Genomic DNA, 24,372 nt, shown 5'->3' with positions numbered 1-24,372 from the left:
AACGATTTCCCTCCCAATAATTGTGAAAAAGTACAAACGCATAAGATGGATTATTGAATACTGTGCAGTGCGGTTAATCTTTTTAGCGACTGCGGCGCTGCCAACACGGGCGATGCACGCAATCTCTGCATTCTTAGGTCTGCTGCTTTTTATCTTCGTACCGAAAAGGAGGCGCATAGCCGTTGAGAACATTACGCTGGCCTTCCCGCAGATGTCAAAGAAAGAAGTACAGGAGACTGCTGGCAGAAGTGCCGCGTCTTTTTTTCTAACATTTATGGAAGGCATAAAATATCAGGCCCTGCTGAGAGCGAACGACTACATTAGACTGATAAAAGAATCATACCCGGAGCTTGAGGCCCTGTTTCTCAAGGCAAAGGCGGCCCATGAAAAGGCAGGTGGGTGCATATTTGTAACGCCGCATATCGGGAATTGGGAGTTCCTGCCCTATGTAAGTTCCGCCGTCGGGATTCCTCTGGTAGTTGTGGTCAGGCCGCTTGATAACCCATACTTAGAGAAACTAATCTATGCCAACCGCGCGGAAAGCGGCCAGTTGTTCATAGCAAAGACCAACGCCATGTTCACGCTTCAGGAGACCCTGAGAAAGGGCAAATCCATAGGAATGCTGCCCGACCAAAGCACTGCAAAGGGAGTGTCAATACAATATTTTGGCAGAACTGCAACCGCCACACCAATCCCAGCCATGCTTGCAACATTGTATAAACGCCCCATAGTAGTAATCGCCTGCTGCAGGAGGAGGAAAGAAGGGGGGTTTACGGGCTACGTAAGCGACCCCATATTCCCGGCTGCGGGGTATGAAAGCGAAAAGGCCGAGATAATCAGATTAACACAGGAGACAGCCCGCGTAATGGAAGAGATAATAAAGCAGTTCCCCGGCCAATACCTCTGGATGCACAACCGCTGGAAGACATACAAAAAACAAAACCTGTGGGCAAAGGACGTGGTTAAGCCTGACAATGTGCTATAATAATCAGTAGATCGTCAAAGGAGGCGGCATGAACTGGACGGAAAGAATAACATTTGACCCGCTTGTGTGCCACGGTAAGGCGTGTATAAAGGGAACTCGAGTTATGGTGTCGGTAATTCTCGATAACATGGCAGAAGGAGCAACCGAATCTGAGATATTAACAAGCTACCCTTCATTAAGCGCTGAAGATATAAAGGCGGCAATTGCATATGCGGCTGAACTATGCAGTGAAAGATCTGTTGTGATTGTATAGGACAATGCAGTTTAAGATAGACGAAAACTTGCCGGTTGAAATAGCTCAAATGCTAATTAACGCAGGACATGATGCAATAACAGTAAATGAGCAGCAAATGACGGGTGCGGCAGATAGATTTCTTATAGAACGTTGTAAAGATGAAAATCGTGTCCTGGTTACTCTGGATAAAGATTTTTCTGACATAAGGGCATATCCGCCAGAAAAATATGCGGGAATAATGATTATGAGAGTTGCAAGGCAGGGAAAACAACACATTATAAATGTCTTTCAACAGGTCATACACCGCATAGACCTTGAACATCTTAGGCATCACTTATGGATTGTTGGAGAAAAGTTAACACGTATTCACAACAGTAATTATTAAACTGTAGCCGCGGCTGCGCTGCGTTAAGTTTAATGACATTAAATATATGAATAAATATAGCCTTGCTGCCGGACTTGGGCAGTGCAGCCTTGATTACTTATCCTTCGTGGATACGTTTCCCGTGGAGGACACAAAGTGTGAGGTCTCGCCGTGGATTATTGAAGGCGGCGGCCCTGTTGCTACTGCCCTTGTTACGTTGAGCCGCCTTGGAGTTAATACGAGATTCATGGGGCTTGTCGGAGATGACGAGGCAGGTGGGAAAATCAAACACGGCCTCATCGCCGAGGGCGTTGACATATCTCACATGCTCACTGAAAAGGGCGGCTCCTCTCAGACTGCCTGCATTATAATTAATAAAAAGACCGCAGGCAGGACAATCTTCTGGTCGCGCTCCTTAAAGGGCGAATGCACCGTTACTGAGGCGTTTCTTAAAGATGCTAATATCCTGCATCTGGACGGCCTTATGGAAGATGCCTCGATTAATGCGGCAGAGATGGCTAAATCCCTCGGTATCCCCGTCATGCTGGACGCTGGCTCAGTGCGCTCAAAGACGCATGAACTCATCCCGCTGTGTGACTATGTGGTGTGTTCAGAGAAATTCAGCGAAAAATACGCGTCAAGCCACAACAAAACCCTCTCACAGCTCACCGCATCAGGCGTTCGGTTTGCCTCTGTCACGCTTGGAAGCAAGGGCAGCCTGACCATGATAGATGACCGAACGTTTTATCATCCGGCGTATGACATCAGGGCAGTTGATACAACCGGTGCGGGCGATGTATTTCACGGCGGCTGTCTCTATGGCTTATTGAATAACTGGCCGCACGAAGAAATCATTCGCTTTGCCACTGCTGCTGCCGCTATGAAATGCCTTAAAACAGGAGGCAGGGCAGGAATTCCGCGTATATCAGAAATCGGTGAGTTCATGTCTGCAATGCCCCTAATGGGTATCAATGGTCTAGCTGAATTCCACAAAATATAATGCAAAAACACTTGCTTATTTCATCGCGATTATGTATAATGCGTACACACTAATGTAACATCAAACTAAGGAGGCAGGAATGAGTTTTCTGGATAACATGAAAATCAGCACGAAGTTAATAGGGAGTTTTTTACTGGTATCTTTAATCGCGGCCTGTATTGGTGTCTTTGGGATAATCAACTTGCACAAAATAGACGATGCTGACACTTTCTTGTATGAAAAGATGACAGTACCAATAGGCTATTTGGGTGATATATCAACAAATTTTCAGAGGATACGGGTAAATGTAAGAGACTTAGCAGAGGCAGCGACAAAAGAGGAGATGCAGAAGTCCATAGATACTATTAAAAAGTTAAGGGAAGACATAGATAAACTTTCAACTGAGTATGAAAAAACGATAATCACGGATAAAGGCCGTGAGGCATATAAACATTTCCTTGAGACAAGACATGCCTACGGTGAGGTAATAACCAAGGTGACAGAGTTATTATTGGCTGATAAACAAGAGGAGGCACAAGTCCTTATCAAGGGAGCGGGGAAAAAGGCAGCGATGGAAGAGCAGGAGGCTATAAACACCTTGCAGGAAACAAAATTAAAGGTGGCTAAAGAGACCTCGGATTCAAACACAGCGCTTACCGATAAGGTTACGGGTCTCATTATCACTATAACGGTAATAGGTATGATTATAGCTATGGGACTGGGGATAATAATTTCTAATTCGATAAGCAATCCGCTGAAGCGCGGGGTAACATTTGCCGAGGCCGTAGCAGGCGGGGACCTAAGCAAGAAGATAGACTTAAATAGAAAAGATGAGGTAGGGCAGCTTGCCAACGCATTAAACGATATGGTTGAAAAACTAAAAGAGGTCGTAGCCAGTGTGCGCACAGCAGTTGATAACGTTGCATCAGGCAGCAGCGAACTCTCCTCAGGCGCGCAGCAACTCTCAGAAGGTGCGACACAGCAGGCGGCCTCTATCGAGGAGACATCATCTTCAATGGAAGAGATGACCTCGAACATAAAGCAAACCACAGACAACTCAAGACAGACAGAGGCAATATCAACAACAGCGGCAAAAGACGCGCTTGACAGTGGCAAAGCGGTGTCAGAAGCCGTTAGCGCTATGAAAGAAATAGCCAGTAAGATTTCAATTATAGAGGAAATAGCGAGGCAGACAAACCTTTTAGCGCTAAATGCAGCAATAGAAGCGGCAAGAGCCGGCGAGCATGGCAAGGGATTTGCGGTAGTGGCCTCAGAAGTGAGAAAACTTGCAGAGAGAAGCCAAAAGGCCGCTGGTGAGATAAGTGAACTCTCAGCCTCAAGCGTTAGCATAGCAGAACAGGCCGGCACTATGCTCAATAAATTAGTACCAGATATAAGGAAGACAGCAGATTTGGTACAAGAGATAACGGCTGCCAGCAATGAGCAAAACTCCGGAGCTGAACAGATAAACAAGGCCATTCAGCAGTTAGACCAGGTCATACAACAAAACGCATCAGCCGCCGAGGAGATGGCCTCCACGTCTCAGGAATTAGCGTCACAGTCTGATCAACTGCAAAGCACAATTGCATTCTTTAAGACTGGCACCGAAGGTGCAGCCAGAGTTCAGACGAAGGCCAAACATAAACCCATGGCAATAGCGCACGCGGCTGCCACGCAAAGACCAAAATCACCAGCCCCTGCCAAAGGAAAAACGATTCAATTAGAAGATAGTAAAGACCACTCTGATGACAGCGAATTTGAGAAGTATTAAAAGGGATGTGTGAAATGGAGGGCGTTGCTTAACAGGACAAACGTGGCAAGGTCAGCAAAATAGTGGGATTCTCATTAATAACACAAAGCAAATGGAGGGGGCACAAATGGCAGATGAGAGGAAAAACAGATTTAACCTGAGAACCGATGGGCTTAATGTATGTGTTTTAATTGTAGCATTGCTTGCTTATACGGGAAATGGTTATGCCGGAGAGGATAAGGAAACTGGACGCGCTAAGAGCGAACATAAGACACACTGGACATATGAAGGAGACAGCGGACCTATAAAATGGGGGGACTTAACATCTGAGTACGCAGTATGTAAGGTTGGCAAACACCAGTCTCCAGTTGACATTAAAGACATGAAAAAGGCCGATATGAAGATACCCTTCAGGGTTAATTATAAGGCTGTCCCATTAAAGATGATAAACAATGGACACACGATACAGGTTAACTATGCCCCTGGCAGTACCATCACCATATACGGAAAGACTTACCAACTGGTGCAGTTTCACTTTCACCATCCAAGCGAACACACCGTCACCGGCAAAGATTATCCTATGGAACTGCATTTGGTACATAGAAATGATCTAGGAGAGCTTGCAGTATTGGGTATATTCATGACCGAGGGAAAGGAAAATGCCACGATAAAGACACTATGGGAGAATCTGCCGGAGAAGGTCAACGAGGAAAAGTCCTTGCCATGTATAAATGTTAATGCCTCTGCCCTTCTGCCCAAAATGGACAATATTATTGTTTATACCGGCTCATTGACGACGCCTCCGTGCAGTGAAGGCGTCAGTTGGAATGTTGCCAAGGGTACGATAGAAGTGTCGAAATCTCAGATAGACAAGTTTAAATCTGTTATTGGTAAAAACGCAAGGCCGGTTCAACCAATAAACGACAGGCAGCTGCAAGAATCTAAATAAAACTCATGTGAGTGCCGTGAGCTTAGGACACGGCACTCACCGGGACAGCGCTTCTGCTTAATCAGAGTGTTTGCAATGTGAGTTTAATTATAATTTACTTAAAACACTATGTTCACAATACAGGAGCCGGGTCTTTTTACGAGAATCTTTTGTCTGGGTTGTTTCCCAGCCGCAAGAAGCTCCATTACTTTTATATTTTTCAGCGCAAATTCCCTGATATTGTCGTCATCAAGCGAGGCGGAGACCTTCTCTTTTGCCCTGACCTTGCCGTTGATTTGTATGACCAGCTCTATTTCCTCTTCTTTTGCAGCCTCCTCGTCCCATTCCGGCCATGAGTGCAGCAGTATGGAGCCTTTCTCGCCTATGCCTTGCCACAGCTCTTCACATATGTGAGGCGCAAACGGGCTTAGTAACAGCAGCATAGAGCGCACTGCAAAATAAAGCGATGCATAGTCTTCGTCTTTTGATGGCCTAAACGAATTCGCCTCGTTCAGCAGTTCCATCAGCGCCGCTATTGCCGTGTTAAAGTGATAGTCACGTTCGACTGATTGAGTGACCTTGTTAATGGTCTGATGGGTCTTTCTGATTAACGGGCCGGTTGTGTGTGTCTTTTGCCTGTGCGTTTTTAATTGTTCGATGTTTGAATAAATCAGCGTCCAGAGGCGGTTTAAAAAGCGGTATGCCCCTTCTACGCCCTGGTCTGACCAGTCTATGTCTTTTTCCGGCGGGGCTGCAAACAGTGAAAACACCCGCGCCGTATCTGCCCCGTACCGCTCTGTAAGTTCATCAGGGGTGACGACGTTTTTCTTTGATTTCGACATCTTTTCAACCCTGCCGCGCTCAACGCTCCCATTACATTGGCTGCACTTGCCGCCTTTTGCCTCTTCTGGGAAGAGCCACCCGTGCTCAGGACACTTCAGTGTCTCCTTGCAGACCATCCCCTGCGTCAAGAGCCTCGTGAATGGTTCCTCAACCGCAACAATCCCTAAGTCTCTGAGTACGCGCGTGAAGAATCTTGAGTAGAGCAGGTGAAGCACGGCGTGTTCAACACCGCCTATGTACTGGTCAACAGGCATAAAATGCTCTATGTTTGGTTTGTCGAGTGCATCTTCGTTCATCTTTGAGCAGTAGCGAATGAAGTACCATGACGAATCCACAAACGTGTCCATTGTGTCGGTGTCGCGCCTGGCTGGGCCATTGCATTTCGGGCACTTTGCCGCAACGAAGCCCTCAACCGCTGCAAGCGGGGAGCCGCCCATACCCTTTAGCTCTATGTTTTCGGGCAGAATTACCGGTAGTTCGTCCAACGGTACGGGCAGAGCGCCGCAGTTTTCACAGTATACAACAGGGATTGGCGTACCCCAGTAGCGCTGCCTCGATATACCCCAGTCACGCAGTTTATACTTGACAGAGGCTGTGCCGATTCCTTTGTTCTCTATGTACTCGTTTATCCTTACAATGGCCTCTTTGTTTGGGAGGCCGGTGAAATCTCCTGATTCTATGAGTATGCCTTCGCCCTCATATGCCTCAGCAAGCGGCTTGAGTTCACTGACGGCTTCGGGGGGGGCTATTACCTGTTTGATTGTTAGATTATGTGCCGTTGCAAACTCGAAATCCCTGCTGTCGTGTGCGGGGACGGACATTATAGCGCCCGTGCCGTATTCCATCAGCACGAAGGTGGCAACATATATAGGGATGCGCTCGCCGTTGATCGGATTTACAGCGTATTTACCCGTGAACATACCAAGCGTGGTTTGCGCTGTGGCGGCGTCCTGCTTATCGTACTCTGTCCTTATGCGCCTCAATCCCTCCTGATCCTCTGTAAGAAATGCGGCAAGCGGGTGTGCCGGTGAGAGACAAACAAATGTGGCACCGAACAGGGTATCAGGGCGTGTTGTGAATATCCTTATCTTTATATCAGAGTTCTCAACGGGGAAGTCCAGCTCTGCCCCAAGGCTCTTGCCTATCCAGTTTTTCTGCATCGCAACCACATGGTCAGGCCAGCCTGTTAGTGTATCGCACCCGGCAAGCAGTTCCTCGGCGTAGGCGGTTATCTTAAAAAACCACTGCTCAAGTTCCTTTTTGGATACGACGCTGTCACAGCGCCAGCACTTGTCCTCGATAACCTGTTCGTTTGCAAGGACGGTGCTGCATTGCCCGCACCAGTTTACCGATGAGTTTTTCTTATATGCAAGGCCGCGTTCAAGCATTTTAATAAAGAACCACTGGTTCCACTTATAATATTGCGGCGTACACGTGGTCAGCTCACGAGACCAGTCGTAGCTGCATCCAATCTTGCCAATTTGTTTTTTCATGTAGTCAATATTATCAAGCGTCCACTTTGAGGCGGGTGTGCCGTGCAGTATGGCGGCATTTTCGGCAGGCAGCCCAAAGGCGTCCCAGCCCATCGGGTGGAGTACGTTAAAACCCCTCATCCTCTTGTAGCGCGTGATTACGTCCCCGATGACATAGTTTCTGATATGCCCCATGTGAATCTTTCCAGAGGGATAGGGGAACATCTCAAGGCAGTAGAATTTTTTTTTAGAGTCATCCCTGACGATTGAGTCCACGCCGGTCTCATGCCAGAGTTCCTGCCACTTCTTCTCTATTGCAATAGGGTTATATTTCTCTTCCAAAATATGGCCTCCTCTAAAATCATCCATATATTAAACAACCGCTGCTGGCAAAGTAAACACCCACCGTCTACAGTTAGTGCGTTTGCATACGCTGCCATTATTATAATTAATATGTTATAATAATTATATGGCAATAGGAACCTTTTATTAACAAAAGAAGGAGGTATTGACCATGGTAATAACACAAAGGCAGCCCGTAGGAATTGACAGAAGACAGTGCCCTGATGTAATCGTAAAGTCAACGAGGTGGGTAACAACTACCTGCTGGTTGATAATCTCCATCGTGTGTGTGTGTTTGTATTTTGCAATGCCGGAACGCCCTGCAATTCAAATGACCATCAGTATATCCAGAGAGGCAAGGGCATACTGGGATATTGCCATGTTGAAAAATGTGTTCATCATGATGGTTGTTTTGCTGCTAATATCTTTGTTCGGCCTTGCTGAAAGCATTTTGAGGCACAACAGAGTGGTGGACAATATCCCCAAGACGCTTATACTTACGGTCATTATGTCGCTTGTAGGAATGCTTGTTATTTATTCCTATTTTTAACTCGGGTGTGATTATCTTTCGGCATGGTATGGCAGGGCAGATGTAAAACAAAGATTGCCAATCCCCTTTGGCTCCGGCAGGAGGGGAACTTTCCAATGTTGTGCGTTTGCCCTGGCGTCAGCCGAAAGGAAGAATACCCCGCTGGAGCTGCAGATTGTCTGGCGGCATTGACTTAAGATATCAAATGACAAGTAAAGGCTGAATTTATAAGGTGTTGTAAGGGCGTAGAAAAGTTAAACGTGAGCAAAGGAGGTAAAACATGGTATCAAAGATCATCACATTAGTAGGAGAATCACCAGTCAGTTGGGAAGATGCCACAACGAACCTCATTAAGGAAGCCCAAACCAGCCTCAGAGGGATAACCCGTATAAAAGTTACCGAGTTCGACGTTAGACTTGAACAGGAGAATGTTTCAAGATTTCGTGTAAAAGCAGAAGTTGCGTTCAAAATCGAAGCGTAACGTGAATTAAAACTCTACGCCCTTACAATGGTACTTTATGAATGTAATTTTAAAACCAGGATATAACAAAATATACAGCCTGTATAAGGCATTTACCAATACTGTGGAAATAAAAATGGCAATGGAAAGTTATCTCTGCCCCCTTCAGATGTTTATGGAGCTTACTGAAGGCGGTTTCAACTATGGGGCAGTTAAAATCCTGAAACACGATTTGAACATCAAGCGCATCTTTTTAACTCGTGTCACTCTAAAATACTTTAAGAACATAGCCTTAGCGATAAGTGATAAGAATAACCCTTCTAATTCAAATATGACCAGCCAGCCGACAGAACACCTACCTCTTTGGAACAATGCAGTTTCAATACCATTGTTTATACTTGGTGTCATATATGCCATTGCACGAACAATAACACGCAGATTATTAAAGTCGGGTGATAAAACTTCAGGTTGAGAAACTACTGCTGCATATTCCGTTGCAATAGCGGGATTGGAAATATGGAGTACGTTAGTAGTATAAGATTATTTAACCGCTCGGCGTAAATCCGGGAAATAATGCTTACGTACATAACGTACTCCTTTTATTATAATCATTTGACTACCTCTACTGTGTGGCATTTTGTACAATCAAAAGATTTATGGCTCATCATTTGTTTAACTTTGTCCGCCATACCCTTAGGCCCCTTAGCGCCGTGGCAAGTCCTACAGTCCATATTCTCATGTTCTAACATCATCTTGCCAGCCAGAGGGGTTTTAATAACTTCGGCGAATTTTTTCTTCCCATCGGCTTTAGTAGTGCCTAGTTCGTGGCAGTCTGTACACGCCTGCCCAGGGTGGTTTCCCATTTTTACGTTTTTAGGGCCGCTGTCACCGTGGCAATTGGTACAGGCCATCCCAACATGCTCCAACGGCATCTTCCCAAGATATGCCTTAGGTGGGGACTTCTCAGCCCATGATAACGACATTCCAGCCATTAAAAAAACTACTGTGATTGTCAACGCGGACAGTTGCTTAAATCTCATAGCGGCCTCCTTTAATATGGTACTTAGGTTTATAAGCTGCCCCCACTAAATACTGTACCTTTTTAAACAGCCCTTAACTATGAATCAACTTATATTAGTATAATACATAAGCGCGATAGTGTCAAGAAGTTTTTGTCAAGAGCAAGCATGGATTGATTTTAGATGTCTGGGTTATTTGGGGTATCAGTCAATTGTTCAGTAAGTCTTCCGTCCATGAGGGTTAAGACCTTGTCAGATACCCTGCGGGCAAATCCGGCGTCGTGCGTGGAGAGGATTATGGCTGCCTTTAGAGTATGCCTGATGCCTTGGATGATATCTTCTATTGCCTTTGAGTTGTTGGCGTCCACCGCAGCGGTTGGTTCGTCAAGAAACAGGACTGAGGGGGAGATAACCAGCGCACGTGCCAGACCCATGCGCTGAGTCTCACCGCTTGAGAGTGTCACGGCACGGCGTCTGAGTTTGTCCTTCAGACCGACCATCTCAGCAGCATTTAGTACCTTTTCCTCTACTTCATGCCTGCTTACTTTTCGCAGCTTAAGCCCATATGCAATGTTCTCATAGACTGTTGTATTAAACACCCCTACAGCAGGCAATAACAGCGTAATCCGCCGCCTCAGGGCAAGGTTATTCTCTAATACTGTGCCACCCTCAAGAAAATCCACCCTGCCAGAGTCCGGCTGCTCTAAAAATGTGCAGAGTCTGAAAAGTGTTGATTTCCCTGAGCCGTTTTGCCCCATTACGGCATACACAGAGCCGCTTTCAAACCTGTACGCGCAGCCGTCAAGGACTACAGATTCCCCATAGGACTTTTTTAATTCAGATACACTGACGCTCAGACCCAAAGATACCCCGTTGCCCGCCCCCGTTTAGAAAAAAAATATAATGCAATATTAACGCTAAGTGAGATGCCAAGCAGCACAATCCCCAGCGCTATGGCCTCAGAGAAATCCCCCTTGTCCGTCTCCAGCACTATGGCCGACGTAATTACCCTCGTTCGCCCTGCTATATTTCCACCAACTATTAGCACCGCCCCTACCTCGGCACTAAGCCGCCCAAAGGCCGCCATCACGCCGGAGATTATCCCATATCGTGCCTCCTTCACTATTGCCATCGCTGCCTGAAACGGCGCAGCCCCAAGCGACAGGGCAGCCTGCCGTATTATTGGCGGCACACCGTTAATAGCCGCGTAACTAAGCGACGCCACTATTGGAAAGGCCAAAACGCTCTGGGCTATTATCATCGCCGGGGCAGTATATAACAGCCCCATGAAACCCAGCGGCCCCCTCCTTGACAGCATCAGATAGAGAAACAACCCCACCACAACCGGCGGCAGCCCCATCGCCGTGTTCAATATGTTTAATGTTAAATGCCTCAGGGGAAATCTTTTCTTCAGACTTATCAGCGCCCCAACGGGCACCCCAAGTGCGCTGCCAATAAGCAGGGCACTCAGAGATACCTTAAGGGACAATAATACTATCCCCATCAGCTCGGCATCTAATGTATATATCAGTAAGCACGCCTTTCTAACCCCATCGAATATTAAGTCCATCTCAGGGGTAATTAATCCCCTTAATGGGACACTCGGCACAGGCCGGGCGCGGTTTACAGTAATACTTGCCAAGCCTTACGAAGAGGGCGTGGTAGTTGTTGTATATCTCAGGGCCTATGGCGCCGCTCATGTGAAATAGTGCTTGAAAGTCGTCATATGACCGCTTATAGTCCAGAGCCCCGTGTCTGTCCAGGACGCGCTTTGTGTAGGCGTCTATGACGAAGACTGGCTTTTGGAGGGCATAAAGCAGGATTGAGTCTGCGGTTTCCGGCCCTATGCCGTTTATTTCAAGGAGGGCAGCCCTGAGATCAGAAGTCTCCTTCATATTTTCAATAACACCATCGTATCTCAAAACAAGAAATTCGATAAATGCCCGCAGGCGCACGGCCTTTACGTTGTGGTAGCCGGAGGGTTTTATCAATTCCGAGAGCCTCGAAAGCGGCATCTCATAGATTATAAAGGGATCAAGGGCATTGTTGGTCTTTAGATTTGAGACAGCCTTTTCCACGTTGAGCCAGTTGGTGTTTTGTGTGAGGATTGCCCCGACTGCCACCTCAAAGGGGGTATCGGCAGGCCACCAGTGCTGAGGGCCAAAGGCGGCATTGAGAGTTTCATAGAGGCGCGCAAGGAAGTCCCCCATTATTGGTGAAAGTGTCGGTGAAAGTGAATCTGCAGTTGTGTTATAATGCGGTATGGCAGTGTTTTCTTTCATCACGGTCTATTGTAGGATATTTTAAATGGACAGGGCAATAGTGCTGACGTATCACAACATTGGCAAGGCGCCAAGGGGGGCACGGCTCCCCGGGCTTTACGTATCACCTGCGGTGTTTCACCTTCAGATGCGGTATCTGAAGGCCGCAGGGTTTACCGTAGTGCCGCTGGATGAGATAATGAATTTCATAAGCGGTCAAAGCCAGGTAAAGCGCCCTGTGGCGCTTACGTTTGATGATGGATTTCAGGATTTTAACGATAATGCGTGGCCTGTGCTGAAGGCTATGGGGTTTCCCGTGACGGTATTTATTGTAGCTCTACGCGTTGGCGGGGAGAATCTCTGGGACTGCGAATATTTAAATGTGAGAAAGAGACTGCTTGACTGGGACACAATTGCCAGATTACAGGCAGAGGGGGTCAGCTTTGCCTGTCATACCATGACGCACCCGTCTCTTACATCACTGAGGGGCGAGGCACTGAGTGATGAGATATTTGGCTCAAAGGCTGTGGTAGAGGAAAAAATAAATGCCCCAGTGGATTATTTTTGTTATCCATATGGTGATTTTAACGAAGAGACTACTGAAATGGTAAAGGCCGCGGGCTTTAGGGCTGCGTTTACTACCCGAAAGGGCGCTGTGTTTCAGGCTGTCAACCCATACGAGATAAACCGCATATCAGTTAAATCCACTACCGGGCCGCTTGCCTTTGCCTATAAGCTCCACCTGTATAATGGCAGACCTCCAGGCCGCCCGAAATAATGCAAAAACCAATTAACATACTGCTGCTCTATACTGGTAAGCACTGGAGCGGCATCGGCTCACACGGAGCTGTGCTTGCCGGTGGGTTGATGAAAAAAGGCATTAACGTGGTGTTAGGCTGCCCGCGCGGGGGAAAGCTCTACGCTCAGGCCGAGGCCCTGGGCATTACAGTAAGACATATCGGGATGAAAAACCTGATGGACTTCGCCTCATGGTATAGGATACTCAGAGTGGCACGTCAGGACAATATCGATATAATCTGCGCCAATCTTGGGAAAGAGTACTGGCCCCTTGCGGTCATCTGCCGTGTACTAGGGCTTAAATCCGTAATCGTCAGGCATCAGATGAATAAACTCAAAACCCTGACTAACCGTCTTATCAAAGGAGATATTGATAAAATCATCGCCGTAAGCGGCGCCGTAAAACGCACACTGATTAACAGCGGCATCGACGGAGACAAAATAGAGGTCATATATAACTCTGTTGACCTTGGCCGGTTCGACCCCCTGTTAAAATCTGGCAGAGTCAGCCGCAATGAGATACGCGCCGAGCTTGGCCTTGCCAAAGACGATATAGTTATTGCCAGTGTTGGCAGGATAACCGAGGACAAGGGCGGCCTTGACCTGTTGTATGCCTTTAAAGAAGCCGTTGGGGTGTATCCCCGCATGAGGCTGGTCTTTGCAGGTGACGGGCCTTTTCGCAGTTCGCTTGAGGGGCACGCCGCCGACTTGTCGATTTCAGGGCGTGTCCATTTCACAGGCTACAGGGATGATGTAGAGCGTATGTATGCGGCGGCAGACATTGTGGTAGTGCCGACACGTGGATTAGAGTCCTTTGGAATGGTAGTGATAGAGGCGATGGCGATGGAAAGACCCGTGATTGCCTCTGATGTTGGCGGAATACCTGAGATAATAACTCATGGGGTAAACGGTTTGCTGTTTAACGCTACGGACAGGGCGGGCTTGCGGGCGTGTATTTGTGAACTTATTGAAAATCTGTCTTTGGCCTCACGGCTTGCCGCTGAGGGCAGAAAAACTGTCGTTGAGCGCTTCTCAGACGGTGCGTTTTCAGAAAGGTTTGCCGACGTTTTATATAATCTTATGTTATAATGAATAGTTATGATGAAATTTAACTTAATACGCGATGCAACGCTTGGGGCGGTTAATATTGGAAGATACCAGATTCTTCACGAGCTTGGGCAGGGCGCTATGGGGGTTGTATACAAGGGCAGGGACTCGATAATTGACCGTATTGTTGCAATCAAGACAATCAGGCTTGGCAAGGCATTTCTGGGTATGGATGAGAAGGAGATGCTCAGGCTGTTCTATCAGGAGGTCAGAATTGCAGGGAATCTATCGCACCCCAACATAGCCACAATATATGATGCCGGTGAGTCCTATGATATTCACTATTTTGTTATGGAGTTTGTTGACGGCATTCCGCTTAAATCTATAATACAGGACAAGGTATCTTTACCGCTTATCAGCAAGGTAAAACTGCTGGTGCAGGTGGCCTCCGCACTTCAATATGCCCACTTGCGCGGCGTGATTCACAGAGACATCAAGCCGGCAAACATTATGCTTGTCATTAGTGAACATACCAAGTCTAAGGACTATCAGGCAAAAATAATGGACTTTGGAATAGCAATGCTCTCGTCATCAAAAAGCGCCATACACAGGGCAGACCGGATTCTTGGAACGCCGTCATATATGTCGCCTGAGCAGGTAACGGGTGGCGAACTTGACAGACAGACCGATGTGTTTTCCTTAGGGGCAATGTCATATGAGTTTCTAACTGGCCGGAAACCGTTCCCTGCGGCAGACTTACCGGCATTATTTACTAAGATTAGGACAGAAAACCCGCCTCCTCCAAATTATATACAAAAAGATATGCCGCTTATCATAAGCAACTGTATAATGAAGGCCATGGAAAAAGATAAAGAAAAGAGGCTGCAATCTGCCGGTGAATTCGCCGATGAGATGGAGATATACCTCAGCCGTGCAGAAACTCAGGATACGCAAAAGTTCTCAGCCGCGCTCGATACGGCAAACAGGGAATTCCTTCTGAAATTAAAGAAACACTATGCGTTCTTTGCTGACTTTTCCCTCATGGAGCTGAACAAAATTTACAATATAAGCAGCAAACACGTGTATAAAAAAGATGAGGAGATTTTCAGAGAGGGCAGTATAGGCAAGAAGCTGTTCATAATCATGAGCGGGCGGGTGAAAATCACTAAGATGTCTCCGGGAAATATGACTGAAACCCTGTTAAACGTGCTAAAACCAGGGGACTGCTTCGGAGAGATGTCCCTGATGGACTCAGCGCCGCGCTTTGCAACTGCCACAGCCGACAGCGAATGCTCCCTTGTGGCCATTAGCGAGGTAGTGCTGAGAAACTCCGAGCCTATGCTCTGCCTGAAGCTGTATAAGAATCTTGCGATCACCCTGTCTGACAGACTCAGAAAAAGTGACGAGAAGGTCAACGCCTTACTCTCAAGATATCCAGACACTGACATAAGTCATTTAACATAACAACACCAGAAATGTTATTATACTATTAAGGTATGGCAACATCATTATCAAAGCGTACAAGGGGTCCCAGAGGTACTGGGGGCACGCTGGTGGTTATTGTACTGATGTCTCTGCTTTTTATATCGGGCAGGGCCGCCTATGGCGACTGTACACAGGGGGATTGTTACAACGGGCGCGGGGTATTTGTATTCCCCAGCGGAGAGAGATATGAAGGTGGATTTAAGGACGGCAACCCCAGCGGCACCGGCACTATATACTACCCAAACGGTGATGTCTACACAGGGCAGCTTGTTGCAGGGGTAGCTTACGGCAAGGGTACGCTTTCCTTCGCAGACGGTCAAACATATGAAGGGGAGTTTAAGGACGGCAAAAGACACGGCATGGGTATAAACAAATGGCCCTCAGGGGATAAATATGAAGGGCAGAGCGCCGACGGGATTAAACACGGCACAGGGACTTATTACTTTTCCAATGGTGATAGATATGAAGGACAGTTCTCAGGCGATAACTTCAACGGCGATGGCACATATTACTTCGCAAACGGCGATAAGTACACAGGGGAATTCGTTGACAACCTGTTTAACGGTGCAGGCGTTTTGACCTACAAGAGCGGCTACAGGTACGAAGGCAGTTTTGAAAATGATAAGAAAAACGGCCCGGGCATATTAACGTTAAATGGCAGACAGATGCAGGGGCATGATGGCTTAATGGTGAAAGGTGAAATTAGTACAGACGACGCCCCGAAAACACCATGGCCGCCCGTGCCATAAACACTGCCATAAACACTGTATGTTTAGCAGGAGGGATAAATGTTAAAAAAATATATTATATTTTTAGCAACAATAGCAATTGTCTTTTCCAGCGCTGATATCTTATCGGCAAAGGCTGGCAGCTCAAGTAATTCAGGCAGTTCAAGTAGTTCAGGCGGCTCACGCAGCAGCAGTTCATCGGGCAGGAGTTCTTACGGCAATACATCATCTGTGAACAGGGGCTCAACGGCAACGAAGCAAACAACCCCGACTTCAAAATACGGCAACTCTGCCTCGTCACAGGGTACCGGTGCAAAAAAATACGGCAACACGGCGGTTACCCCCTCATCAGGCACTCAGCAAGCCCCGGCTAGTAAATATGGCAACACCGCAGGTACGGCCTCAGCGGGTGGTCAATCCGGTAAACCTTCCACATTTGACCAAAAGCTAAACACTAATGTCTCTAAGCAGCAGGCCAAAGACTCCCTCTCAAAGTATGAAACGCAGCAGAGCAGATATAAATCCAAAGACACCACAACCAACTATGGCAGGTACACCGGCAATCCCATAGTAAACCGCTCGCGCGGCTACGACCAGAATACTCGTGCTTACAGAAGGGACAACTTCTACACAACGTATAGCTATCAACCGCCCAATTATGCGTTTATGGGCGCGCCGTCTTTTGGCATGTGGGATGCCATGTTTTTGTGGTTTATGCTTGATCACATATCAGACAGAAACTACTCAAGAATGTACCATAACCATCAAAACGACCCGGATTTCCAGAAGTGGCGGCAAGAGGCTGACAAGCTCTCAGGCGAAAACGCCGAACTAAAGGCCAAGCTCGCAAACCTCGACAAACAGGTCGCCGAACTAAAGGGTGAACCCGTCGATCCCTCTTATATTCCACCGGGGGTAGATGCAGACATTGCTTTGAATAAGAAAGTAGTAGATAAGGCTCAACCAGAGAAAAAAGAATCTCATTTTTTCCGATGGCTCTTGGTATTTGTGCTGGCTGCTTTGATAATCTATTATATATACAAGAGGAAGACCACTGTGCAGGAAGCGAAATTCAGGTTGGATTAAACAGGAGGCAATAATATGGGTGCATTGGGAATATTCAAACATATCGTTGAAAAGCAAAAAGAGGCGTTGTCAGATTTGCTTGAAGGGAAAAAACAGCGCGTGGACTTAACTATTCCCCTCGGCCTGAAAATCAACAGCATAGTGAAGATAGATGAGACAAAGTTTATCCTCAACGAGGGGAAATTAAAGGTGCCATCCCCCGGGGCGGCAACGCACACGGTAGTTGCTGCCGGTAAATATACCATAGGGCCTATGAGCAACTATAAGTTATATCTTCAGTCAGCTATGGACAAAGAAGATGAGTCTGTTATTCAGGTAGTTGTAGAAAATACGGAGATAGTATCATTGGCTTACTACAGGGTCATAGATGAGGTATTCCCAGCCGATGAGGACGAATGGGGCGTATGGCTAAACTACGGCACAGGACTGATAGGATATAAGGATTTTATAATAGACGGCGAACTGACATACCAGAGGACAGTGGGCAGCCATCAGCAAGACTATATTGAACCTATGGAGTATACTGAGACAGTCGCACTTGACCCGTATGGGATGACCGGTATGAAGATTGATGGTTTGTCGATGAGATATGCAAGGGAAGTGAATAAGGACATGCAGGAGTATATAGTTGTCACAATGGAAAAGGTGAAGGATGAGTTCGGCACAGTTAAGGAAGCCGGAGTAACAATCATGGCAGGCATAGAGCTGGTTGAGCCTGAGCTTGAAATTTCGTAAATATTTAAGGAGGTATTGAAGATGGGGTTTTTCACAAATTATGGAAAGGTTACAATGGACAAGATTAAAAACTCAGTGATAGAAGGGCTGGTTTCCTTTGACCCTGAAGGGGCTACCGAGGCGGAAATAAAGGAGATGGAACAAAAGCTCGAGGCAGTAAGCGTTCAGGCAGCAAAGTCACGGCAAACAATGCTGAAAGAAAAGGATGAGGCAGATAAAATAGCAGCCGTGTACAATCAGAGGATAGAGGCGGGTGAACTCTTAAATCAGAAAATAACCGTAGAGACAGACCCTGCAAAAAAGGCGTCTTTAGAGAAAAGCCTCGCAACACTGCTTGAAAACGTAGAGAAAATGGCCGCCGATGTAGATAAAGAACAGCAGGAGGCAACAGAGGCCGAGGAGATGTTCAGGTACCTGGAGCAGATAACACGGGACGCGGCAAAAAAACTCAAAGAGGCAAAATCTCAATACACACAGGCCATGAGAGAGATGCAAAAGGCAAAAATGCAGGAACAAATGGCTAAGGAAAAGGAGGTTGCAACAAAAACGGCTGCCGGACTGGGCACAGATAATTTTAACACGGCGCTGAAGGCAATGAAGCACATCACAGAGGATGCGGCAGCAAAGGCAGAAGCGGCAAAGCTCCGCTCAGACCTCCTAAAGCCTGTATCCCTTGAGGATGACGCAAACGTGACCGCAGCGCTGAAAGAAGTAAAGGGAGAAGTTCAACCAACAAGCCTGACAGAAAGGTTGAGCGCTTTAAAAAAAAAGTAACTGAGAGATAGAAAGATGTTCAAAGGGGGAGGGGGTATCCTTTCCCCCCTTTTCCTTTGAATACTATCAAAGTGGGCGCTATTTCAGATATTTGAAATAATCGCCTGCAGGTTGGTATAATCACCCTATGTACTATATACTTGCTCTGATTATTACTGTCCTTCTCACCGCATGTACCCAGCCGCATGTGTTGTATCAGTACTCTTCGCTTAACGCCCTTATGGAAGGCGTCTATGACGGTCAGCTGACAATTGGGGAGTTAAAAAGACACGGGGACTTGGGGCTTGGCACCTTCAACGGTCTCGATGGGGAGATGATAGTAGTTGATGGCATCGTCTATCAAATCAAAGGCGATGGGACTGTGTTTGTCGTCAATGATAATGTGGAAACTCCGTTTGCAGCGGTAGTGTTTTTCAAGCCCGCTAAGTCCTTTAGCGTGGAACAGGAAATCTCCTGCGAAGAACTGCAAAAGAGAATCCTTCAACTCGTACCGTCTCCAAATATCTTTTACGCCGTTAAAATCGAAGGACTGTTTAAGCACATCAGGGCACGGGCAGTCAAGGCACAGAATAAACCATACCCACGCCTGATTGAGGCGGCTAAAGGGCAGGGAATGTTCGATTTTAAGGACATCAGGGGGACGTTGGCAGGGTTTTACTTCCCCGAAACATTCGGAGGGTTGAGCGTCGGAGGTTTTCACGTTCACTTCTTATCAGATGACAGGAAATCGGGCGGTCACCTGATGTCATGTCAAGTGAGCCGCGCCGCTGTCGATATAGATTATCTTACGGACTTCTCACTGGAACTCCCAAAAAGCGGCGGTACCTACGGCAAGTCAATCGGCACGGCCCAAAAACAGGAGGTCGATTTAATTGAAAAAGGACGCTGACTCAACTGAATCAACACGACCGCTAAACGGCAAACCATCGAAGACATTAGAAATATTAAAGTATATAGGCCCCGGGCTGTTTGTTACCGTAGGGTTCATAGACCCCGGAAACTGGGCTACGAATATGTCCGCTGGCGCAGATTACGGCTACAAACTCCTCTGGGTAGTCACGCTCTCAACGGCGATGTTAATACTGCTTCAACACAATGCCGCTCACCTGGGAATAGCAACTGGTCTGTGTATAGCCGAAGGGGCGGGGAAGTATTTTTCGCGGCTGACGGCCAAATTGTTTATTGGAACGGCTATGCTGGCCTCGGTTGCAACTGCCCTGGCTGAAGTTTTAGGGGCGGCAATCGGCCTTCAGATGCTATTTAAGATACCTATTGCAGTTGGTGCAGTTATTACGATGATTTTTTCGGCACTAATGCTTATATCTAACAGTTATAAGAGGCTTGAGATGTGGATAATGGGTTTTGTCTCTATAATCGGTATTTCATTTATATTTGAGCTGACACTCATAGATATTAAATGGGACGAGGCGATAAAGGGATGTTTTATACCACAATTTCCAACAGGGTCGATTGCAATAATTATGGGTGTCCTGGGGGCAGTTGTAATGCCACATAATCTGTTTCTGCACTCTGAGGTAATTCAGAGCCGACAGTGGAATCTCAAGGGGGAAGAGGTAATTAACAAGCAGTTAAAGTATGAATTCCTGGACACCATAACTGCAATGTTAATCGGCTGGGCAATCAACAGCGCTATGATGCTGGTAGCGGCAAGCGTATTTAACACCAATGGGATTTCCGTAACAGAGCTTCAACAGGCTCAGGCCACACTAAAGCCACTGGTGGGGAATGCGGCGGCTGTTGTTTTCGCACTGGCACTTTTGGCCTCTGGTCTGGCCTCTTCTACTACGGCTGCAATGGCGGGCGGGAGCATTCTTGGGGGACTATACCAAAAACCACTTGAGATAACTGACACTCACACACGCATCGGCGTGGGAATAACACTCTGCGGGGCGCTGATAATAATATTCCTGCTCAAAGACCCATTTAAGGGGCTGATCTGGAGTCAGATAGCCCTCAGTGTTCAACTGCCCTGGACAGTTTTTGGCCTCGTCTATCTAACGTCATCAAAAAAGGTAATGGGCAAATATGTAAACTCAACAAGAAATAAAATCTCACTATTCATTGTGGCCGCCATCGTTACCGCACTCAACGTTATACTTATTATTGATACTATAAAGTAGATATTTTCACGATTTGTAATACAGAGACAGGGGAAAAGGTGTCTGTGTTGGGAATATTAAGCTGCCCTGCGCGCTTGACAACGTTAAACGATATGTAATACATTATGATTAGTGTTAAACGGGGATATGTATCGGTACTGCGGGCCGTTGTTCGATGGTTTTTATGTTGCTATTGTCTCAGACGGACGCGTGGTGTGCAGCTGCCGTGACGCATGGAACGTCCTTACCTTGGGGAAGGTTCCCAATAGCAGCCTCTATGATATATGGCATGGTGAGGCAGCGAAGCACATCAGAAATATGTTTAGGGAAAACACGCCGCCAGATACGTGTCTGAACTGCCCATTCATCGTCTCGACATATGATAAAAGCAAACTCTACAACACAATTAATACCCCCTATATGGTTTTTTTAGAGACAAATGCAACCTGTAATCTGAGGTGCAAACGCTGTGACCGCAAGAAGATATTAGAAGACAGGGAAACCCCGCACATGTCTCTTGAGACCTACAAAGCAGTTATTGATGACTTGAACACGCTTGAGTATTTCAAGGCGCTTATTCTTCACAACTACGGCGAACCATTTTTACACAAAGATATTTATGACATGCTCTTATACACCAGAGCGAATGCCCCTTTTATCAACGTATATATCTCAACCAATGGAATGCTCATAGACACCAGGGAAAAGCAAAAGATAGTGGCCGCCACAGTAGACCAAATAGTGTTTTCTATTGACGGCAGCTCAGAGGATTCCTATATTCAGTACCGCGAGGGGGGAAACTTTCAGAAGGCATTTAACAACATGGCCGCCCTTGCGGACGAAAAAAGGCAGGCGTCATCGGATATTGATATTGTATGGCGTTATCTGCTTTTTAAGTGGAACGACTCGGACGAGGAAATGCAGAGGGCCATTGAGTTAAGTGAAAAAACAGGGGTCTTACTATACTGGCACATCACAAGCAATCCCCCCGGTGCCCAGTCTGCCAAATACACAATAGATGACAAGATTAATACACCAAAGATAGAGAGCCGCCTGTGGCTTGAGCCTCCATTCGGTGTCCTAAACCTCAAAAGAAACAACTGCAACCCTGATAAATGGGAAAGAATCGCCGCACGTGGACTCAGTGATTATTTCGCCCGCTATCAAACAAGACATCAAAACCGGCTTCAAACAATTTCTCAAGGCGCAAGCTCCGAACTGAGTACTGAAAAAAACACTCAGGCGGGAGGTTTTGCCAGAAAATATATCACTATGCTTGCCTCTTTTCTGAAGAGATAGCGCCGCGCCTGATAATGGTTCATCTGTCGTGCCACCGCTTTTTCACACCACCGTAAAATAAGTCGAGTTCCTTACGCTGGCCCTCAGTCAGTTTCTGTTTCATGTCTGATATGGCCGCCTCAATAATCTTTTCGGCCTCCGGCTGATGCCTGTGCCTTAGTTGTTTTAAGTCTGCGTGTGCCTTCTCAACAATGGGTTCTATTGCCTCCTGCTGTGCCTTTGTAAGTTTTAGTTCACCAGATAGTTTCTTTAATATCAATCTCTTAAATGCAGGCGGCCCCTCGTGAAATATTGACTCCATCTTGTGTTTCATAATCATTCCGCCAATAACTGCACCTGCTAAAATCCCGGACAGGAATATAATCAGGCAGCCGGCGATGACCTTCATATTTTTCATCTCTATACCTCCATAAACTTTCCATTTATAAAAACAACTGCAGCGCGCTGATACCGGAGGGGTCGTCAATAAATACCCCAAAGACAGAGTACCCGCTGCCGCTGCCAGAGAATACCGCGTACAGGGCTGCCGTCAGGGCACATGCGGCTGAGGCGGCTGCAAAAGGCCATATAAATCTTTGGAGTGCGTCTGCCTTTGCATCATGTACCGCTCTGACCCTGGTCATTACAGCGTTGTACCACTTGTCATCTGGCATAGGGGCTGTGTACTGGCTTGCCAGGCGATGAGCTTCTCTGAGGGCTTTTTCTATTTTTTCTATGACATTTTTTTTCATAGCACACCCTCCTTTAAATTATTTAGAATTTTTTTTCTAAGTTTTGCCTTTGCCCTGAGCGCCTTGACCTTTACGTTAATTGTGCTGAGATTGAGCATCTGTGCTGCCTCCTTAACGCTGTAACCCTCAAGATATACCAGCGTTATTAGCATTCTCTCAATGGGGGCAAGCCCAGCCATCGCCCAGTTAAGGATTTCGACTGTGTCCCGCTGCATCTCAGAATCCCTGAACAGCCCCATGGAGTCTTCATTGATAACCCTTTGGAACCATCCCTGTTGGACTTCTCCCAATGAACTCACCGGTAGTTCCCGGCTCTTGTAGTGTGTCCTCCAGAAGTCATAGCACGTTCGCACTGTAATGGTTCTGAGCCAGTACTTGAACTGGCTCTTGCCGTTAAACGACGCAAGCCCCTCGAAGGCACTGACAAACACCTCCTGAGCTGCCTCGGAAACTGCCTCCTGTGGTATGTATGAAGCGGCGATTTTGAATACATACGCGCTGTATCTCCTGACGATGACCTCAAACTCATCGGTATCTCCGGCTATGATGCGTCCAATCAGCTCTTGAAGGGCTGAATCATCGCTGTGTGTATCGGGCATTGTCTGTCCTCTTGTCCCAATCCTATTATACTTGAAGTTAAGGTAAAAGGGGCAAGGGTTTTACGCCATGCCCCTCACTTAAGTTTAACTATTAGCCGCCATTGCTGCTAATCCAGAGGTCAACTATGGAGTGAATGCCCTCCATTTTGTTCTTAATGTGCGTGTACATATCTGTTCTGAACTGATTTGCTGCAGCAAGCTGTTCAACGCTCAGGACGCCCTGAAGTTGTGTCACCACTTGTGCCCTGAGTACGGCGAGTTCCTCCTCGGCTGCGGCTGCGCTTTTTGCCGCCTGACGCACCTTGGTCTCATCATATGCCGTGCTGTGGATAGCGTCACTCAGATTTTTCTTTGCCTCAGCAACGCTTAAAGCGCTGCTTCCAATCGTCTGACGATAGGACTTCAGTATGGAGGCTATCTGCTGCTTTTGTGAAGGGCTGAGTTGCAGGCCAAGCATGAATTTCAGAAACCGTGGTTCAATCGCATGCACAGCGCCCCCATGTCCTGATGCCGTAAAGCCATACGCCTTGTGAACGCTCAACCCTCCAGCAAACACCACCGCACACAGGGCTGCAAATACAACGACCGCCAACATCCTTTTACTGTACATCATGGTTACTACCTCCTTTAATATCATCTTGGGAATCATCCAGACCCGCTGGCTTTTCTAATCCCTTAAATCACTAAGTCGCACTTGAATGGTGAAAGGTTACATATATATAAACAGTGCAGACAGCAAGGAATTTAGCAGAGCACTGAGAAGCCACTGGACAACTCGCTTCACTGGGTAGTAGATGTAGTTT

The 24,372-nt window shown here is 47.0% G+C and carries 28 protein-coding genes; 19 read left to right on the top strand and 9 right to left on the bottom strand.

The features are described from left to right. Positions 1-67: 67 nt before the first annotated feature. The 6 genes from ASN18_RS04680 (at position 68) to ASN18_RS04655 (ending at position 5,262) form a co-directional block, all read left to right on the top strand. Complete coding sequence (locus ASN18_RS04680; RefSeq protein ID WP_236861517.1) at positions 68-985, top strand: lysophospholipid acyltransferase family protein; 918 nt, start codon at positions 68-70, stop codon at positions 983-985. 28 nt (positions 986-1,013) lie between these two features. Then, on the top strand, positions 1,014-1,238 hold the full coding sequence (locus ASN18_RS04675; protein ID WP_085051515.1) for a DUF433 domain-containing protein: 225 nt from the start codon (positions 1,014-1,016) through the stop codon (positions 1,236-1,238). Between the two features lie 4 nt (positions 1,239-1,242). Next, positions 1,243-1,605 carry a DUF5615 family PIN-like protein gene (locus ASN18_RS04670; RefSeq protein WP_085051545.1) on the top strand — a complete coding sequence of 121 codons (363 nt, stop codon included), beginning with the start codon at positions 1,243-1,245 and terminating at the stop codon, positions 1,603-1,605. Between the two features lie 46 nt (positions 1,606-1,651). Beyond that, the gene (locus tag ASN18_RS04665; RefSeq protein ID WP_085051513.1) at positions 1,652-2,584 is read left to right on the top strand and encodes a PfkB family carbohydrate kinase; all 933 of its coding nucleotides are present in this window, start codon (positions 1,652-1,654) and stop codon (positions 2,582-2,584) included. A 79-nt stretch (positions 2,585-2,663) separates the two neighbouring features. Next, entirely contained in the window at positions 2,664-4,334 is a 1,671-nt protein-coding gene (locus ASN18_RS04660; RefSeq protein ID WP_085051511.1) for a methyl-accepting chemotaxis protein, read from the top strand. Positions 4,335-4,440: 106 nt separating this feature from the next. Next, positions 4,441-5,262, top strand: a complete 822-nt coding sequence (locus ASN18_RS04655) for a carbonic anhydrase (protein WP_085051509.1) — start codon at positions 4,441-4,443, stop codon at positions 5,260-5,262. A 98-nt stretch (positions 5,263-5,360) separates the two neighbouring features. Here ASN18_RS04655 and leuS read toward each other — a convergent pair whose 3' ends face one another. Further along, positions 5,361-7,898, bottom strand: coding sequence for a leucine--tRNA ligase (leuS, locus tag ASN18_RS04650; RefSeq protein ID WP_085051507.1), 2,538 nt, complete (start codon positions 7,896-7,898; stop codon positions 5,361-5,363). Positions 7,899-8,070: 172 nt separating this feature from the next. On the opposite strand from leuS, the gene ASN18_RS04645 reads away from it, so the two are divergent. The 3 genes from ASN18_RS04645 to ASN18_RS04635 all read left to right on the top strand — a co-directional run bounded on the left by ASN18_RS04645 (position 8,071) and on the right by ASN18_RS04635 (position 9,359). Continuing rightward, complete coding sequence (locus ASN18_RS04645) at positions 8,071-8,448, top strand: hypothetical protein (protein ID WP_085051505.1); 378 nt, start codon at positions 8,071-8,073, stop codon at positions 8,446-8,448. A 259-nt stretch (positions 8,449-8,707) separates the two neighbouring features. Next, positions 8,708-8,908, top strand: coding sequence for a dodecin family protein (locus ASN18_RS04640; protein WP_085051504.1), 201 nt, complete (start codon positions 8,708-8,710; stop codon positions 8,906-8,908). Between the two features lie 37 nt (positions 8,909-8,945). After that, entirely contained in the window at positions 8,946-9,359 is a 414-nt protein-coding gene (locus ASN18_RS04635) for a hypothetical protein (protein WP_085051502.1), read from the top strand. 136 nt (positions 9,360-9,495) lie between these two features. Here the strand turns inward: ASN18_RS04635 and ASN18_RS04630 are convergent, their stop codons facing one another. From ASN18_RS04630 to ASN18_RS04615, 4 genes are all read right to left on the bottom strand, one after another. Further along, positions 9,496-9,927, bottom strand: a complete 432-nt coding sequence (locus ASN18_RS04630) for a hypothetical protein (protein WP_085051500.1) — start codon at positions 9,925-9,927, stop codon at positions 9,496-9,498. Between the two features lie 158 nt (positions 9,928-10,085). Next, complete coding sequence (locus ASN18_RS04625; protein ID WP_085051498.1) at positions 10,086-10,769, bottom strand: ATP-binding cassette domain-containing protein; 684 nt, start codon at positions 10,767-10,769, stop codon at positions 10,086-10,088. Beyond that, positions 10,760-11,476 carry an ABC transporter permease gene (locus tag ASN18_RS04620; protein ID WP_157072829.1) on the bottom strand — a complete coding sequence of 239 codons (717 nt, stop codon included), beginning with the start codon at positions 11,474-11,476 and terminating at the stop codon, positions 10,760-10,762. The genes ASN18_RS04625 and ASN18_RS04620 overlap by 10 nt, the downstream gene beginning before the upstream one ends. A gap of 1 nt (position 11,477) precedes the next feature. Then, on the bottom strand, positions 11,478-12,188 hold the full coding sequence (locus ASN18_RS04615; protein ID WP_236861516.1) for an endonuclease III domain-containing protein: 711 nt from the start codon (positions 12,186-12,188) through the stop codon (positions 11,478-11,480). 25 nt (positions 12,189-12,213) lie between these two features. Here ASN18_RS04615 and ASN18_RS04610 point away from each other — a divergent pair, with 25 nt between their 5' ends. From ASN18_RS04610 to ASN18_RS04565, 10 genes are all read left to right on the top strand, one after another. After that, positions 12,214-12,945 (top strand): polysaccharide deacetylase family protein, encoded by a 732-nt coding sequence (locus ASN18_RS04610; protein WP_085051495.1) that lies wholly within the window; start codon positions 12,214-12,216, stop codon positions 12,943-12,945. Further along, on the top strand, positions 12,945-14,054 hold the full coding sequence (locus tag ASN18_RS04605) for a glycosyltransferase family 4 protein (protein WP_085051493.1): 1,110 nt from the start codon (positions 12,945-12,947) through the stop codon (positions 14,052-14,054). Before ASN18_RS04610 ends, ASN18_RS04605 begins: the two co-directional genes overlap by 1 nt. Positions 14,055-14,063: 9 nt before the next feature. Then, positions 14,064-15,476 (top strand): serine/threonine-protein kinase, encoded by a 1,413-nt coding sequence (locus ASN18_RS04600; protein WP_085051492.1) that lies wholly within the window; start codon positions 14,064-14,066, stop codon positions 15,474-15,476. 89 nt (positions 15,477-15,565) lie between these two features. Then, a complete protein-coding gene (locus ASN18_RS04595; protein WP_236861515.1) occupies positions 15,566-16,246 on the top strand; it encodes an MORN repeat-containing protein in 681 nt (226 codons plus the stop codon). A 39-nt stretch (positions 16,247-16,285) separates the two neighbouring features. Then, the gene (locus ASN18_RS04590; RefSeq protein WP_085051488.1) at positions 16,286-17,311 is read left to right on the top strand and encodes a hypothetical protein; all 1,026 of its coding nucleotides are present in this window, start codon (positions 16,286-16,288) and stop codon (positions 17,309-17,311) included. 15 nt (positions 17,312-17,326) lie between these two features. Then, positions 17,327-18,046 carry a DUF2491 family protein gene (locus ASN18_RS04585; protein ID WP_085051486.1) on the top strand — a complete coding sequence of 240 codons (720 nt, stop codon included), beginning with the start codon at positions 17,327-17,329 and terminating at the stop codon, positions 18,044-18,046. A gap of 21 nt (positions 18,047-18,067) precedes the next feature. Beyond that, positions 18,068-18,820, top strand: a complete 753-nt coding sequence (locus ASN18_RS04580) for a hypothetical protein (RefSeq protein ID WP_085051484.1) — start codon at positions 18,068-18,070, stop codon at positions 18,818-18,820. 127 nt (positions 18,821-18,947) lie between these two features. Beyond that, positions 18,948-19,709, top strand: a complete 762-nt coding sequence (gene budA / locus ASN18_RS04575; protein WP_085051482.1) for an acetolactate decarboxylase — start codon at positions 18,948-18,950, stop codon at positions 19,707-19,709. A 52-nt stretch (positions 19,710-19,761) separates the two neighbouring features. Beyond that, on the top strand, positions 19,762-20,961 hold the full coding sequence (locus ASN18_RS04570; protein ID WP_353740363.1) for an Nramp family divalent metal transporter: 1,200 nt from the start codon (positions 19,762-19,764) through the stop codon (positions 20,959-20,961). A gap of 111 nt (positions 20,962-21,072) precedes the next feature. Continuing rightward, a complete protein-coding gene (locus ASN18_RS04565; RefSeq protein WP_157072828.1) occupies positions 21,073-22,239 on the top strand; it encodes a radical SAM protein in 1,167 nt (388 codons plus the stop codon). Between the two features lie 19 nt (positions 22,240-22,258). Here the strand turns inward: ASN18_RS04565 and ASN18_RS04560 are convergent, their stop codons facing one another. The 4 genes from ASN18_RS04560 to ASN18_RS04545 all read right to left on the bottom strand — a co-directional run bounded on the left by ASN18_RS04560 (position 22,259) and on the right by ASN18_RS04545 (position 24,182). Next, on the bottom strand, positions 22,259-22,636 hold the full coding sequence (locus tag ASN18_RS04560) for a hypothetical protein (protein ID WP_085051478.1): 378 nt from the start codon (positions 22,634-22,636) through the stop codon (positions 22,259-22,261). A 25-nt stretch (positions 22,637-22,661) separates the two neighbouring features. Further along, positions 22,662-22,970, bottom strand: a complete 309-nt coding sequence (locus tag ASN18_RS04555; RefSeq protein WP_085051476.1) for a hypothetical protein — start codon at positions 22,968-22,970, stop codon at positions 22,662-22,664. Continuing rightward, the gene (locus ASN18_RS04550; RefSeq protein WP_085051474.1) at positions 22,967-23,569 is read right to left on the bottom strand and encodes an RNA polymerase sigma factor; all 603 of its coding nucleotides are present in this window, start codon (positions 23,567-23,569) and stop codon (positions 22,967-22,969) included. The genes ASN18_RS04555 and ASN18_RS04550 overlap by 4 nt, the downstream gene beginning before the upstream one ends. 91 nt (positions 23,570-23,660) lie before the next feature. After that, positions 23,661-24,182 (bottom strand): Spy/CpxP family protein refolding chaperone, encoded by a 522-nt coding sequence (locus ASN18_RS04545; protein WP_236861513.1) that lies wholly within the window; start codon positions 24,180-24,182, stop codon positions 23,661-23,663. Positions 24,183-24,372 lie beyond the last annotated feature (190 nt).

Source organism: Candidatus Magnetominusculus xianensis (assembly GCA_001541255.1).
Taxonomy (GTDB): Bacteria; Nitrospirota; Thermodesulfovibrionia; order Thermodesulfovibrionales; family Magnetobacteriaceae; genus Magnetominusculus; species Magnetominusculus xianensis.
This window is presented reverse-complemented; position numbering and strand designations above follow the sequence as displayed.